Annotated in this window: 13 protein-coding genes; 6 read left to right on the top strand and 7 right to left on the bottom strand. The window is 74.2% G+C overall.

Annotation, left to right across the window (positions count from 1 at the left end; all coding sequences use genetic code 11):
* Window positions 1–54: 54 nt before the first annotated feature.
* Complete coding sequence (locus ACFV20_RS07635) at window positions 55–1170, bottom strand: winged helix DNA-binding domain-containing protein (RefSeq protein ID WP_385653579.1); 1116 nt, start codon at window positions 1168–1170, stop codon at window positions 55–57.
* Between the two features lie 317 nt (window positions 1171–1487).
* Between ACFV20_RS07635 and ACFV20_RS07640 the strand changes: the two genes are divergently transcribed.
* Window positions 1488–2090 carry a cysteine hydrolase family protein gene (locus ACFV20_RS07640; RefSeq protein WP_385653581.1) on the top strand — a complete coding sequence of 201 codons (603 nt, stop codon included), beginning with the start codon at window positions 1488–1490 and terminating at the stop codon, window positions 2088–2090.
* 38 nt (window positions 2091–2128) lie between these two features.
* On the opposite strand, the gene ACFV20_RS07645 is transcribed toward ACFV20_RS07640, so the two are convergent.
* Entirely contained in the window at window positions 2129–3208 is a 1080-nt protein-coding gene (locus ACFV20_RS07645) for a DUF1996 domain-containing protein (RefSeq protein WP_385653583.1), read from the bottom strand.
* Between the two features lie 123 nt (window positions 3209–3331).
* Window positions 3332–4063, bottom strand: coding sequence for a flavodoxin family protein (locus tag ACFV20_RS07650; protein WP_385653585.1), 732 nt, complete (start codon window positions 4061–4063; stop codon window positions 3332–3334).
* Between the two features lie 124 nt (window positions 4064–4187).
* Here ACFV20_RS07650 and ACFV20_RS07655 point away from each other — a divergent pair, with 124 nt between their 5' ends.
* Window positions 4188–5192 carry an NAD-dependent epimerase/dehydratase family protein gene (locus ACFV20_RS07655; protein ID WP_385653586.1) on the top strand — a complete coding sequence of 335 codons (1005 nt, stop codon included), beginning with the start codon at window positions 4188–4190 and terminating at the stop codon, window positions 5190–5192.
* A 313-nt stretch (window positions 5193–5505) separates the two neighbouring features.
* Here the strand turns inward: ACFV20_RS07655 and ACFV20_RS07660 are convergent, their stop codons facing one another.
* Window positions 5506–6618 carry a sensor histidine kinase gene (locus ACFV20_RS07660; RefSeq protein ID WP_385653589.1) on the bottom strand — a complete coding sequence of 371 codons (1113 nt, stop codon included), beginning with the start codon at window positions 6616–6618 and terminating at the stop codon, window positions 5506–5508.
* Window positions 6615–7547: a response regulator transcription factor gene (locus ACFV20_RS07665; protein ID WP_385653590.1), complete on the bottom strand. Its 933-nt coding sequence runs from the start codon at window positions 7545–7547 to the stop codon at window positions 6615–6617. Before ACFV20_RS07665 ends, ACFV20_RS07660 begins: the two co-directional genes overlap by 4 nt.
* 114 nt (window positions 7548–7661) lie before the next feature.
* On the opposite strand from ACFV20_RS07665, the gene ACFV20_RS07670 reads away from it, so the two are divergent.
* From ACFV20_RS07670 to ACFV20_RS07680, 3 genes are read left to right on the top strand one after another with little or no spacing between them, the layout of a single operon-like run.
* Complete coding sequence (locus tag ACFV20_RS07670; RefSeq protein ID WP_385653593.1) at window positions 7662–8456, top strand: glycosyltransferase family 2 protein; 795 nt, start codon at window positions 7662–7664, stop codon at window positions 8454–8456.
* Window positions 8453–9223, top strand: coding sequence for a DUF2064 domain-containing protein (locus ACFV20_RS07675; RefSeq protein WP_385653595.1), 771 nt, complete (start codon window positions 8453–8455; stop codon window positions 9221–9223). The genes ACFV20_RS07670 and ACFV20_RS07675 overlap by 4 nt, the downstream gene beginning before the upstream one ends.
* Entirely contained in the window at window positions 9220–9978 is a 759-nt protein-coding gene (locus ACFV20_RS07680) for a class I SAM-dependent methyltransferase (protein ID WP_385653596.1), read from the top strand. Before ACFV20_RS07675 ends, ACFV20_RS07680 begins: the two co-directional genes overlap by 4 nt.
* Window positions 9979–10291: 313 nt before the next feature.
* On the opposite strand, the gene ACFV20_RS07685 is transcribed toward ACFV20_RS07680, so the two are convergent.
* Window positions 10292–11533 carry a molybdopterin-dependent oxidoreductase gene (locus ACFV20_RS07685; RefSeq protein WP_385653598.1) on the bottom strand — a complete coding sequence of 414 codons (1242 nt, stop codon included), beginning with the start codon at window positions 11531–11533 and terminating at the stop codon, window positions 10292–10294.
* A 113-nt stretch (window positions 11534–11646) separates the two neighbouring features.
* On the opposite strand from ACFV20_RS07685, the gene ACFV20_RS07690 reads away from it, so the two are divergent.
* Window positions 11647–13002, top strand: a complete 1356-nt coding sequence (locus ACFV20_RS07690; RefSeq protein ID WP_385653602.1) for a hypothetical protein — start codon at window positions 11647–11649, stop codon at window positions 13000–13002.
* A gap of 228 nt (window positions 13003–13230) precedes the next feature.
* Here the strand turns inward: ACFV20_RS07690 and ACFV20_RS07695 are convergent, their stop codons facing one another.
* A complete protein-coding gene (locus ACFV20_RS07695) occupies window positions 13231–13767 on the bottom strand; it encodes an ATP-binding protein (protein WP_385653604.1) in 537 nt (178 codons plus the stop codon).
* Window positions 13768–13784 lie beyond the last annotated feature (17 nt).

Consider the following 13784-nt stretch of genomic DNA (forward strand, 5'->3'; position numbering starts at 1 on the left):
GCGCGCCCCCCCGCCGGCCCCCCCCACGCCCCCTTTCCATGTCCGGGAGGCGTCTCAGGTCCGTACGGCCCCGAACCGGATGTCGTAGGCCGCCCCCGGGTGCATGACGTGCAGCATCCGCTCCCCCTCGGCGGTGACCTCGTCCCGCTGCGTGCGGGTGAGGCGGCCGAAGGGCTCGATCACGAGCGCGTCCTCCTCCAGCCGCCACAGCCCCGCGAGGAAGCCGTCGACGAGGAGCGTGCGGTAGGCCATGTTGCCCTTCCACGAGCGGCCCCGGTACGCGGGCGGGACGACGCGGCCGCGGTCGGCGTGCGAGAGCAGCAGGTTGTCGAACTCGGGCAGGAAACGCGGCGGGGCCGGGGTGTCCGGGTCGGGGCGGGGGGCGTCCGGGAGGTCGAAGAGTTCGACGCCGCTGTCGTCCCGGAAGGTCACCAGCCGCGGGCGGAGGCGTTCGAAGGCGTCGCGCAGCCGGGTCATGCCGGCCCAGGCCTGCATGTCCTTCACCGAGGCCGGGCCGAAGGCGGCGAGGTAGCGCAGGACGACCGCGTCGGGCGCGGGCGCCGGTTGCGCGGGCCGGCCGAGCCAGTGCTCGGCGGTGGTGAGACGGACCTGCCCGCTGCGTCCCCACAGTCCCCGGGGGGTCACCTGCACGAGCGGGAGACGGCAGCGGGCGGCGACGGCCAGGGCCTGCGGATCGGCCTCGGGCCACTCCCGGAGCAGCGCCTCGCGCAGCTGCGCCATGGTGCGGGGTTCGGTCTCGACGAGGTCGCGGGCGAGCGCGGCGAGCCGTTCCAGGTCGACCCCGGCGAGTCCCTTGCGGAAGGTGACGAGCTCCCGGTCGCGGGCGGGCTGCACCAGCGGCCGCAGGGTCAGGCAGTCGTCGGCGGTGTGGGTGTGGAGGGTGGAGCGCATCGTGACGATACGGACGGCCGCACGGTCGGCCATCAGCCGCGACAGGTCCTCGGGGACGAACCCGTCGAGCCGGGCGGCGAGCGCGTAGTACGGCGGGGTGACGTTCTGCGCCTGGAGTCCGAGCAGGTGCTCGACGGCCGCCGCGGCGGAGAGCCGGGCGGGGCGCAGCAGCAACTGCCGGTCGAGGGTCGCCCGGTTGAGAGCCCGCACGCCGAGCAGGGGTGGCGTGCCGGTGACGCTCCGCTTGGTGTTCGTCATATGAGGCACGGTAGCGAGACTTGCGGACAGCTTCTGTCCGCGACTCCGGACGGGAAGCGCCCACGCTCCCCCGGTGGATCCACGGACCGAGACGACGCGGGGGCGGGGCGTCGGCGGGACGCCCCGCGGGGTGTCGGCGGGACGCCCCGCGGGGGGCGGCGGAATGTCCCGCGGGGGTGTCGGCGGAATGTCCGCAGGTTGTTAGCCCTGCCGCGCCGCCGGGTACTCAGCAGTGCGTTCCCGCAACCCGCACCACACGCCCCACCCGGGAGATCCGATGTTCCGACCTCTTCCGCGACGCGATCCCGCCGCATCCCATGAGTGACAGCAGCGAAGGGGCGGCCGAGGGCAGAGGGCGGGGCTCCGACCCGGCGCGATCGGCGCTGATCGTGATCGACATGATCAACACCTACGAGCACGAGGACGCCGAGCTGCTCGTGCCGTCCGTCGAGCAGGTCGTGCCCGTCCTGACGGAGCTGATCGGCCGGGCCCGTGAGGCCGACATCCCCGTGATCTACGTGAACGACAACTTCGGCCTGTGGCGCTCGCACCACGGCGAGCTGCTGGACGCCGCCCTGTCCCAGCCGCACGCCCATCTGATCGAGCCGATCCGGCCCGACGATCGGTCACTCTTCGTGATGAAGGCCCGCCACTCGGTCTTCTTCGAGACTCCCCTGTCCTACCTGCTGTGGAGCCTGGACGTCGGGCACGTGGTTCTGACCGGCCAGGTCACCGAGCAGTGCGTCCTGTACTCCGCCCTGGACGCGCACATCCGCCACCTGGACGTCACGGTGCCGAAGGACGCCGTGGCCTCCATCCATCCGAATCTGGCGTCCGCGGCCCTGGAGATGATGGGGCGCAACATGGGCGCCCGGATCATCACGGCGAAGGAGACCGAGTTCACGCCCCGTGAGGAGTGAGTCCGTGCGGCGGCCGGCCCGGCGCGCTCCGCGGGGGTTCAGCCGCAGCGGCGGCCGGAGTTGATGCAGGCCACGGCCTGCCTCATCAGCCGCTCGGGCATCGCGTTGATGAAGTCGCCGTGGTCGGTGATGGGCTTGTGCAGCGACTCGGGGAAGCTGTCCACGGCGAAGCGGGTGCTGCCGGCCAGACCGCTGTAGGTGAGGCGCTGCACGAGTTGCGGGACCGTCTTGAACCCGGCCGGGCACCTGCCCCGTGCGTCGGCGAAGGCGACGTGGCTGCGGTGGTCCGCGCTGTCGGTGTTCCGGCCGTCCCAGCAGCTCTGGAAGCGCTCGGTGCGGACCACCTGGCTGCCGGCGGGGCAGATCGGATACCTGTCCTTGAGCTGGACCCGGTTCTCGAAGCCGGTGCAGGACCAGGCCGCGTTGGCGTTGGCGCCGCCGTTCGCGTTGGCCTTCGCGTCACCGGTGATGATGCGCAGGAAGCGCGGCATGGCGACCACCTTGGTGGCGGGGCTGCCGACGAAGGTGAGGCTCGCGGACGTGGGGGTGAGGATCTTGCCGACGTTGCCCTCGGCTCCGCCGCCGGGCTTGCCCGCGTCCGCCCTCTCGACTCCCTTGCGGTCGCGGAGCACCGGCCAGTAGTAGGTCGACCGGTCGCCGTTGGTGCAGGTGGTGCGGGCCGCGGCGAGGGTGTCGTCGGTGGTGAAGGCGTCGACGCCGATGGCGCCGACGTAGTCGTGGGTGTGGTGTGCCCCGTTGCCCACCCCCGGGGCGACGATCACGTTGTCGGAGTTGTGCCGGCCTTCCGCGTTGACGCCGCAGCGGGTCTTGAAGACGCCCTTGGAGGCGTTGCGGCCGTCGCGGGGCCGGGCGGGCACATTGGGGGCGACCTTGGTGATGTCCACGAAGTCCGCCCGCACCGGCCCGTTGCCGGCGGCCGGCGACGGCTTCACCCCCGGCCCGGACAGGGGTGAAGCCGCACGGGTGGTGGCACGCGGGGCGTCGGTCGCGTTGGCCTGCAGGGCGACCGACGCGAGTCCGACGCCCCCCGCTGCCAGCCCCGCGAGCAGGATGATCACGTTGCGACGCTTGCGGTCGCGCCTGTGTCCCTGGTTCATGGTGGCCCTTTCCGTTCGTGTGTCGGGTGGGACCACCGTGGCCGGTGGGACGAGGGGCGGCCACCGGTTCCGGGCCCGCGTCACCGTCGCGTAAGAAATGGCCGTCCGCGTCGGCCGGGGCGGTCAGCGGTGCTCGGGGTTGTCCGCACCCGGACGGCAGCCGGCGTCCCACTCCGAGCGCTGATTGCCGAAGGCGGGGATCCCTCCGGCTCGCTTGAGCAGGGCCGCGACGTGCATCAGGTTCCAGGTCATGAAGCTCGTGTTGCGGTTGGTGAAGTCGTTCTCCGGGCCGCCCGAGCCGGGGTCCAGGTACGAGGGCCCGGGGCCGGCCGCGCCGATCCAGCCCGCGTCCGCCTGGGGCGGGATCGTGTAGCCGAGGTGCTGGAGGCTGTAGAGGATGTTCATCGCGCAGTGCTTGACGCCGTCCTCGTTCCCGGTGATGAGGCACCCGCCGACCCGCCCGTAATAGGCGTACTGCCCCTGGTCGTTGAGCAGCGAGGAGCAGGCGTAGAGGCGCTCGATGACCTGCTTGGTGACGGAGCTGTTGTCGCCCAGCCAGATCGGCCCGGCCAGGACCAGGATGTCCGCCGCCATGACCTTCTCGTACAGCGCGGGCCAGGCGTCCGTGGCGAAGCCGTGCTCGGTCATGTCGGGGTAGACGCCGGTCGCGATGTCGTGGTCGACGGCGCGGACGAGCTCGGTGGTCACACCGGCGCCGTCCATGATCGACCGGCTCTTGTCGATCAGGCCCTGGGTGTGGCTGCGCTGCGGGGACGGTTTGAGGGTGCAGTTGATGTAGAGGGCCGTCAGGTCGTCGAAGCGGTGAGCCGTGTCGGGTGCGGGGGAAGCTGTCATGGGGGCAGGTTCTCGCGCCGGGCCCGGTTTGCCGCGGTCCGGCGCACCCGTGCCCTTCTTACGGAGTCATGACGTACCGCCGCGTCCCCGTGGCCCGGCGCCGAGGTGCGCCTAGCGTGCCCGTATGCGCGTACTGGTCACCGGCGGTGCCGGGTTCATCGGGTCCCATGTGGTCGCCGCCCTGCGGGAGCGGGGGCACGAGGCGGTCGTGTTCGACGTACGGGAGGATCCCGCGGCCGACGTGCGGGACCCCGCGGCGGTGAGCCGCGCCCTGGCCGGAGTGGACGCCGTGTGCCACCAAGCCGCGAAGGTCGGGCTCGGCGACGGCGTCGCCGACGCGGCGGACTACGTCTCGCACAACGACCTCGGCACGGCCGTGCTGCTCGCGGCCATGGCGGAGGCGGGAGTACGAAGGCTCGTGCTCGCCGGGTCGATGGTGGTCTACGGCGAGGGGCGGTACGCGTGCGAGCGGCACGGGGTGGTGAGGCCCGGGCCGCGGGCCGTGGCCGATCTCGACGCGGGCCGCTTCGAGCCGGTCTGCCCCCGGTGCGGGGCGGACCTCGCCCCCGGGCTGGTCGGTGAGGACGCCCCGGCCGATCCGCGGAACGTGTACGCGACGACCAAGCTGGCCCAGGAGCATCTGGCGGCCTCATGGGCCCGCTGCACGGGCGGATCGGCGGTGTCGTTGCGCTACCACAACGTGTACGGACCCGGCATGCCCCGGGACACCCCGTACGCCGGCGTCGCCTCCTTCTTCCGCTCGGCGCTCGCCCGGGGCGAGGCCCCGCGGGTGTTCGAGGACGGGCGGCAGCGCAGGGACTTCGTGCACGTGCGGGACGTGGCGGCGGCCAACGCCGTGGCGCTTGAGGCACGGGCCGCCGCTCCCGGCGTGCTCACCGCCTACAACACCGGCAGTGGCGACCCGCACACCGTCGGCGAGATGGCCCGGGCGCTGGCCGCCGCGTACGGCGGGCCCGAGCCGGTCGTCACGGGCGAGTACCGGCTCGGGGACGTACGGCACATCACCGCGGACTCGTCGCGGCTGCGGGCGGCGCTGGGGTGGAAGCCCGAGGTCGGCTTCGCGGACGGCATGACGGAGTTCGCGCGGGCCGGCATGCGCGCGGAGTAGCCCCTCACACCTCAGCCCTTCGCGCACGCCGGGATGCGCGAGGGGCTGAGGTACGAGGAGAGGGGTGAAGGGCGGAGGTGTGAGGGGGGAGGCGTGAGGGGGGGAAGCGTGAGGGGCGGAGGTGTGGGAGCAGACCTGCCGGCTCCGGCCGGGTGCCGACGTGGCGGCCGGCACAGTACCTGCCTCGGCCGGGTGCCGACGTGGCGGCCGGCACAGCACCTGCCTCGGCCGGGTTCAGACGCGGCGGCCGGCACAGCACCTGCCTCGGCCGGGTGCCGACGCGGCGGCCGCCGGCACCTTGCCCCGGCCGGGTTCAGGAGGCGGCGGCCGGCAGCACCACCTCGAAGCGGCAGCCCCCGGGGATGTTGCGTACGCCGGTCCGGCCCTGGTGGGCCTCGACGATGCCGCGGACGATGGCGAGGCCCAGGCCCGCCCCCGCCGGGGGCGTCCGGGCATGGGTGCCACGCCAGCCGGTGTCGAACACGCGCGGCAGGTCCTCCTCGGGGATCCCGCCGCAGGCGTCCGTCACGGACAGGACGACGCCCTCGGGCGAACGCTCGGCGGCGATGGCGACCGTGCCGTCGGCGGGGGTCCGGCGGATGGCGTTGACCAGCAGGTTGCCCAGGACGCGGCTCATCTCCTTGCCGTCCACCTCCACCGGCACCGGCTCGATACTGCCGCCCACCAGCCGCACCCCGTACTCGCGGGCGAGCGGGTCGACACCGGCGAGGGCGTCGCCGACGAGGTCGTACAGGGAGATCCGGGTGGGGGTCAGCGCCAGGGCCCCGGCGTGGATGCGGGAGAGTTCGAAGAGGTCGCCGACCATGTCGTTGAGGCGTTCGACCTCGGTGCGCATCTGCTGGAGATAGCGCTTCGGGTCGGCGGCGACGCCGTCCTCCAGGGCCTCCGACATGGCGCGCAGACCGGCCAGCGGTGTGCGCAGATCGTGCGAGATCCAGGCGACGAGTTCACGCCGGGACGCCTCCAGGGCGCGCTCGCGCTCCCGGGACTCGGCGAGCCGGGCGCTGGTGGCCGCCAGCTCACGGCTCACCGCGGCGAGTTCCGCGGTGGCGGGTCCGTCGGGTGCGGCGAAGTTCCCGCCGTCGCCGAAGGAGCGTGCGGCGACCGCGAGTTCACGGCTGCGGGCGACGACCCAGCGGCCCAGCAGCAGGGCGGTGGCCAGAGAGACCACGGCCGCCATGGCGACGACGGTGGTGACGACGGTCAGGTCGTGCGCCGACAGGAACATCGCCCAGGCGACGGCGAGCGTGCCCGCGAGCATGGCGACGATGCCGACGGTTGCCACCACCGCGAGGGAGACGGTCAGCGATCTGCGGCGGATCAGGCGCAGGACACCGGCTCCGGCCAGCCCCGTCACGGCGGCACCGGCGAAGGCGTACAGGGCGATCAGGACGTTGGCACTCACGGTCGCTCGGCTCCTCCACGGCGTTCACCGGGTTCACCGGGTTCACCGGGTTCACCGGATGCTGCGGGTGTTGCGGGCTCACCGAGTTCACCGGGCGCGCCGGGTCCTCCGTGTGCGTCGGATCCTCCGTGTGCACCGTGTGCGCCGGATCCTCCGTGTGCACCGGGCGCGCCGGGTCCTCCGTGTGCGCCGGGTGCGCCGGGTGCGTCTGGTGCGCCGGGTTCGAAGCGGTAGCCCACGCCCCAGACGGTCTGGATCAGCCGGGGCCGGGCCGGGTCGTCCTCGACCTTGCCGCGCAGCCGGCGGACGTGGACGGTGACGGTCGACAGGTCGCCGAAGTCCCACCCCCAGACCTCGCGCATCAGGTCCTCGCGGCCGAACGCCCGTCCGGGGTGCCGCAGGAAGAACGAGAGCAGGTCGAACTCGCGCAGGGTGAGGGCGAGTTCGGTGCCGTTCTTGGTGGCACGGCGGGCGTCCGGTTCCACGGTCAGGCCGGCCGCCCCGAACCGGTGCCCCGTGACGGCGGGGCGGCTGCGGCGCAGCACCGACTCGACGCGCAGGACGAGTTCGCGGGGACTGAAGGGCTTGGTGACGTAGTCGTCGGCGCCGACCTCCAGGCCCATGATCCGGTCGTCCTCGTCGCCGCGGGCGGTGAGCATGATGACGGGCACGGGGCCGTGGCCGCGGATCCGCCGGCACACCTCCAGACCGTCCATGCCGGGCAGCATCAGGTCGAGCACGACCAGGTCCGGCCGGTGCGCGGCGGCGCGGGTCAGGGCGGTGGGGCCGTCGTCGGCGCGGTCGACGGTGTATCCGGCGCGGTCCAGATAGCCGGTGACGACCTCGGCGACGGTCGGGTCGTCGTCGACGACCAGGATCCTGGGCGCCCCGCCCGCGGTCCCGGGGTGCTCGTGCGGTTGCTGCTGCATGCCTCCAGCCTGGCACCGCCTCACCCCTGGCGGAGCGCGAGCACCGCCGCATCGCTCCGACGTCCGCGTTTCGTAAGGAGCGGTGGCCCGGTATGTCCGGTTCGCGTTCGTAGGGTGAGACCCGTGACGACGACACCTTCGGACGTCGACGTGGTGCTGCCCTGCCTGAACGAGGCCGAGGCCCTCCCATGGGTGCTCGAACGGATTCCGCCGGGCTGGCGCGCACTCGTCGTCGACAACGGTTCCACGGATGGCTCGGCCGACGTCGCCCGCGCGTACGGGGCGACCGTGGTGCACGAACCGCGGCGGGGCTTCGGCGCGGCCTGCCACGCCGGGCTGACGGCCGCCACCGCCGACGTGGTGTGCTTCTGCGACTGCGACGCCTCCCTCGACCCCGGGCTCCTGGTGCCGTTCGTGCGCGCGGTGCGCGACGGACGGGCCGACCTGGTGCTCGGGCGGCGACGTCCGCAGGGCCGGGGCGCGTGGCCCCCGCATGCGCGGGCCGGCAATCTCGCCCTGGCGCGGATGCTGCGCCGCCGCACCGGGTTGCGGCTGCGCGACCTCGGCCCCCTGCGCGCCGCCCGCCGGGAACCGCTGCTCGCCCTCGGCCTGAGCGACCGGCGCAGCGGCTACCCGCTGCAGATGGTGGTCCGCGCGGCCGACGCGGGATGGCGGATCGAGGAGCACGACGTGCCGTACCTGCCGCGCACCGGGGCCTCGAAGGTGACCGGCACCTGGCGCGGCACGTGGCAGGCCGTACGGGACATGAGCCGCGTCCTCGCCGAGGCGCCGGGCCACGAAGCCCCGGCGCACGAGGACCCGGCCCGCGCCGAGACAGCCCACGCCGAGACAGCCCACGCCGATACAGCCCACGCCGACCCGGCGCACGAAGGGGGAACGGTCCGTTGACCACGCTGCTCGTCATCGCCAAGGAGCCGCGGCCGGGCCGGGTGAAGACGCGGCTCACGCCGCCGTTCACCCCCCGGCAGGCGGCCGCACTGGCCGAAGCGGCCCTCGCGGACACGTTGCACGCGGTGGCCGCCACGCCCGCCACCCGGCGCGTCCTCGTGCTCGACGGCTCCCCCGGCCCGTGGCTGCCGCCCGGCTTCGACGTCGTGGCGCAGTGCGCGGGTGGTCTGGACGAGCGGCTGGCCGCGGCCTTCGCGCGCTGCACCGGACCGGCCCTGCTCATCGGCATGGACACCCCTCAGGTGACCCCGGAACTGCTCGCCGTGGACTTCGCCGGCTGTGACGCCTGGTTCGGCCCGGCCGAGGACGGCGGTTTCTGGGCGCTGGGTCTGGCGAGTCCGGATCCCGCTCTGCTGCGGGGCGTGCCCATGTCGACGCCGGTGACGGGTGCGGTGCAGCGGGAGCGGCTGGTCGCGGCGGGCCTGCGGGTGCGGGACCTGCCGTCCTTGCGTGACGTCGACACCGCTCCCGACGCCCACGCCGTCGCCGCGCTGGCCCCACGGGGGCGCTTCGCGCAGCGGCTCGCCCGGTGCACGGCGAACGGACCGCTCCCCGCCGGGCCGCCCACGGTCCAGCCGTCCACCTCCGGGCCGCCCACGGTCGAACCGTCCACCTCCGCGCCGCCCACGGTCCAGCCGTCCGCCGCCCGGCCGTCCGATGCCGGGCCGGCCGCCGGGCCGGTCGCGTCGGTGGGCGGGTTCCGATGAGCGCGTCGCCTGCCACCGCCCTGGCGTGGGCCGCCGCCGACCCCTACGACGCCGCCCTGCGGGCCGGCCGCGGCCCGCTGTTCCTGCGGCGGCCGGACGGCTGGCTGCTGCCGCTGGAGGTGGAGCGCTGGTGCGCCCGGGCCGACGCGGTCGACCGGGATGTGCTGGACCGGTGCGAGGGGGCCGTGCTGGACGTGGGGTGCGGGCCCGGGCGGCTCGTGGCGGAACTGGCCGCCCGGGGCCGGACCGCGCTCGGGATCGACGTCAGCGGGGCCGCCGTGGAGCACACCGCCCGGCTCGGCGGGCAGGCGCTGCGGCGCTCCGTGTTCGAGCCGCTGCCCGGTGAGGGCCGTTGGGACACCGTGCTGCTCATGGACGGCAACATCGGCATCGGCGGCGACCCGCGCGCCTTGCTGGAGCGGGTCGCCGCCCTCCTGCGCCCCGGCGGCCTGCTGATCGCCGAGACCGCCCCCGCGGAGGTCGACGAACGCGTGGACGTCCACATCACCGACGCCCACGCCACCTCCGGCGCCCCGTTCCCCTGGGCCCGGCTGGGCACCCGCGCGCTGCTGCGGTACGCGCGGGGCTGGGAGCGGGCCGGTCAGTGGACGGCCGGCGGGCGGCGATTCGCCGCCCTGCGCAGTCGCAGCAGCCGCACCGCCAGCAGCAGCGCCGAGCCGCCGAAGAGGGCGGCGGTGATCAGCAGCCAGCGCGTGAGGAACACCTCCGGCGGCAGGCCGGTGGCGGACCGGTAGCGCGCCTGCGCCATCGAGCTGATCAGCGGGAACCACACGAGCAGCAGCAGCCCCGAGAGGGCGGCCGGTACACGCACGTACATCACCCACTCCCGGCGGCGCAGGCCCTCCAGCCCCCGGACCATCGCCCGGTCCGCCGCCGCGTACAGCGGCAGCAGGACGAGGTCGTGCAGCAGCGCGGCGCCCACGACCCACAGGGCCACGCCGAACCAGTCCCCGGCCAGCAGGCGCACCCCCGCGTAGGCGGCCAGGGCGAACGAGCAGCACAGCACCAGCAGGTGCAGGGGGCTGCCGATGACGGCGCGTCCTCGCATCACAGGTCTCCGAACGTCATCCGGGCCACCCACTTGGTGTTCAGCACGCCGGGCGCCGCGGGCACGATGATCCGCGCCGGGTAGCCGTGGTCGGGCGACAGCTCCTCGCCGTTGACGTACAGCGCGAGCAGGGAACGCGGGTCGGCCACCTGGTTGGCGCGCAGCGCGGCCTTGCGGAAGGCGCCCTGCCGCTGGAGGGATTCGACGAACACGTCCGGCGGATCGTCCTCGTACCCGACGAGGGCCGCGAGGTCGCGCAGCCGCACCCCCCGCCACCACTGGTCGGGGGTGGACCAGCCCTCCACGCAGGCGATGGGCAACGCCGAGCTGTGCAAGGGCAGCCCGGCGAGCCGGGCGCGGCTGAGGCGGACCGTTCCGGCGCGCCCCGTCACGACGAGCCGCCACACGTCCCCGGACGTCTCCGCGGTGTCGATCCGGGCGTACGCGGCGGTCTTGTTGATCTGGAAACCGTTCGGGCCGGTGCCGGGTTCGCCGCCGCCGTGCGGGGCGAGGAGGGCGGTGCGCCGCAGCGGGCCGCCGAAGTTCTGCCCCACGGTCGTGGCGAACAGCAGCAGTGATCCGCTCCCGACGAACCAGAGGGCGCCGCGCCGGGAGACGGTCGGCTCGGCGGGTCGCGGTGGGACCAGGTCGTTCTTCTCCTCCCCCCGTTGCCGCAGATTGCGCAGGGCCGTGGGGGCCTTCAGCAGGACGTGGGCCACGAAGGCGGCGATGAAGACCCAGGCGCCGTAGAAGTGCAAGGGGTAGAACGAGCCGGGGAACACGTAGTCGAGCTGGACGTTGAGGACGCCGGTCACGAACTCGAACAGCCCGCCGCCGACCAGCAGGAGCAGCGAGATCCGCTCCAGGGCGTGCGCGAGCGAGCGGGCCGGCGGCAGCGCGAACAGCCGTGGCACGACGGACCACAGCTTGGCGAGCAGGACGGGGATCAGGGTGACGCCGAGGGTGACGTGGACGCCCTGGTTCAGCCGGTACAGCCAGTGCGGGTCCGTCGGCCAGGCGAACAGGTAGAAGCCGAGGATCCCCTTGCCCGGGGTCTTGTCGTTGACCGGCGAGAGATCCGGGTTGTAGGCGGCGTACGAGAGGAGTCCCGTCAGGAACAGCACGGTGATGCCGGCCAGCAGGACGAGCCCCAGCACCGAGGTGAACCAGGGCCCTCGCAGGGGGCTGCGCCAGAAGCCGGGGGACGTGGGGAGCCGCGGATCGCGTGGGTCGTCTCGCATGAGCCGACGGTAGGCCGCGAACACCCCGCGCACGGGTGCGCGACCCATGACGAAACGCTGACGTCGGGCCCGGTCGGCGGTCCGCGGCCGGTCGCGCGGCCTAGCGTGCCGGTGTGATCCGCACCCCGCCCACCGCCCCGTCCCGGGACTCGCGCCGCGATGTGTACGCCGCCGGGGCCGCCGCCCTGCTCGTGACGGCGTCCGTCCTGGTCGGCCGTCACATCGAGGACACCCGCCGGACGCTGTTCGTCGACTGGCCCCCGCTGCTGGCGTCCTGGTACCCCCATGCGGGACCCGGCACCCCGGCCGCCGTCCTGACCGCGGTCGCCACGGTGGCGTACGGGCCCGTCCTGGCGGCCCGCCTGCCGTGGCGTGCGCTGCTCCCGGCCGCCTGGGGAACGTCCGTGATCTGGATCCTGTCCCTCGCCCTGGTCGACGGCTGGCACCGGGGCATCGCCCGCAGGCTCACCACCCGTCATGAGTACCTGCAGGTCATCGACCGCTTCCATGACATCCCGGGGGCGTTGCGGGGCTTCACGGGGCACATCCTGCTGGAGTCCCCCGACAACTGGCCCGCCCACGTCGCCGGGCACCCGCCCGCCGCCACCCTCACGTTCGTGCTGCTCGACCGGGCCGGGTTGCGGGGCGGGGGCTGGGCCGGGATGTGGTGCGTCGTCGTCGGGGCGGCCGCGTGCGTGGCCGTGCTGGTCGCGCTCCGCGCGCTGGCCGACGAGGCGCTCGCCCGCCGGGCCGCGCCCTTCCTGGTCCTGGCTCCGGCCGCCGTGTGGATGGGCACCTCGGCCGACGCGTACTTCGCGGCGGTGGCGGCCTGGGCCGTGGCGTCGCTGGCATTGGCGGTCACCCGGGGGTCCCCGGGGTGGGCGGGCGCCTCGGGGCTGCTGTTCGGCCTGACCTGCTACCTGTCGTACGGCCTCACGCTCGTCGCGCTGATCGCGGGGGCGGTGCTCGTCCTCGGCCGCCGCGGGGTCCGGCGGCGGCCGGTCCTGCCGGCGTCGCTGCTCGCCGGGCTGGCCGTGGTGCCCGTGGTGTTCACGCTCGCCGGCTTCGACTGGTGGGAGTCCTACCGCCTGCTGGTCACCCGCTACGGCCAGGGCGCGGGCGGCGTCCGTCCCTACGGCTACTGGGTGTGGGCGAATCTGGCCTGCGCGGTGCTCGTCACGGGGCCGGCGACCGTGGCGGGGCTGCGGCGGACAGCGGACTGCCTGCTCCGGCACCGCACCGGGGCCCGGGCCGGTGTCCGCCTCGCCTTTCTGGTGTCCGCCGCGCTGGCGGCCCTGCTGGTCGCCGACCTGTCCGGCATGAGCAAGGCGGAGACGGAACGCATCTGGCTCCCCTTCGCCCTGTGGCTCCTGCCGGCGTGCGCGTTCCTCCCCCGCCCCCGCCTGTGGCTCACCGCCCAGGCGCTGCTCGCCCTGCTCCTCAACCACCTGCTCATCACCGGGTGGTGAACCCCGCCGAGCCCCCGCCGGGAGGCAACACCGAGGGAGGGGACCCGGCCGGAAGCGGCCCGGCCGGAGAAAGCCCCGCGCAAAAGCCCGGCGGGAGCAACCCCCGCGGGAGCAAGCCCCGCGGGAGCAACCCCCGCGGGAGCAAGCCCCGCGGGAGCAAGCCCGCAAGAGGAAGCCCGGCCGGAGGCAGCCCGGCCGGGTTCACCACCCGGAGACGGCCGGGCCGGCTCAGGCCGCCGGATTGGTGTCGATCACCGCTTCGGCCTCTTCCACCACCGCTTCGGCCTCCTCCACCACCGCTCCGGCCTCTTCCTTCCGCGCCGGGCGCAGGCGGGCCGTGATCTGCTTGCCCTCGCCGAGGGGACGGACCATGACGTCCTCGCTGACCGTGTGCACCACGTGCATCCCGTGGCCGCCGAAGCGCTGCCCGTCACGCTGTCTGACCACCGGCTGCTCGGCGGAGGTGTCCCACACCGTGATGGAGAGCCCCTCCTCGGACAGTTGGAGGATCAACCCGCAGGGTCCTGGTGCGTGCCGGATCGCGTTGGTGACCAGTTCGCTGACCACCAGCTCGGCGTCGATCGCCAGCGGGGCCGGCAGGGAGAGGCGGCCGGTACGTGGAGCGTGCGACAGGAACGCGCGCAGCGCCCGGCGCGCCTCGACGGCGCACGCGACGCCTTCGGCCCAGACCGCGCCGTAGCGCAGGGTGGCCCGCTCGTCCGCGCCCGGCTCATCTTCCGCCTGCTTCATAAGCGGGATGACCATACGGGGCTCTTTCGTTG

Origin of the sequence: Streptomyces sp. NPDC059696 (assembly GCF_042733745.1) — a bacterium.
GTDB lineage: Bacteria > Actinomycetota > Actinomycetes > Streptomycetales > Streptomycetaceae > Streptomyces.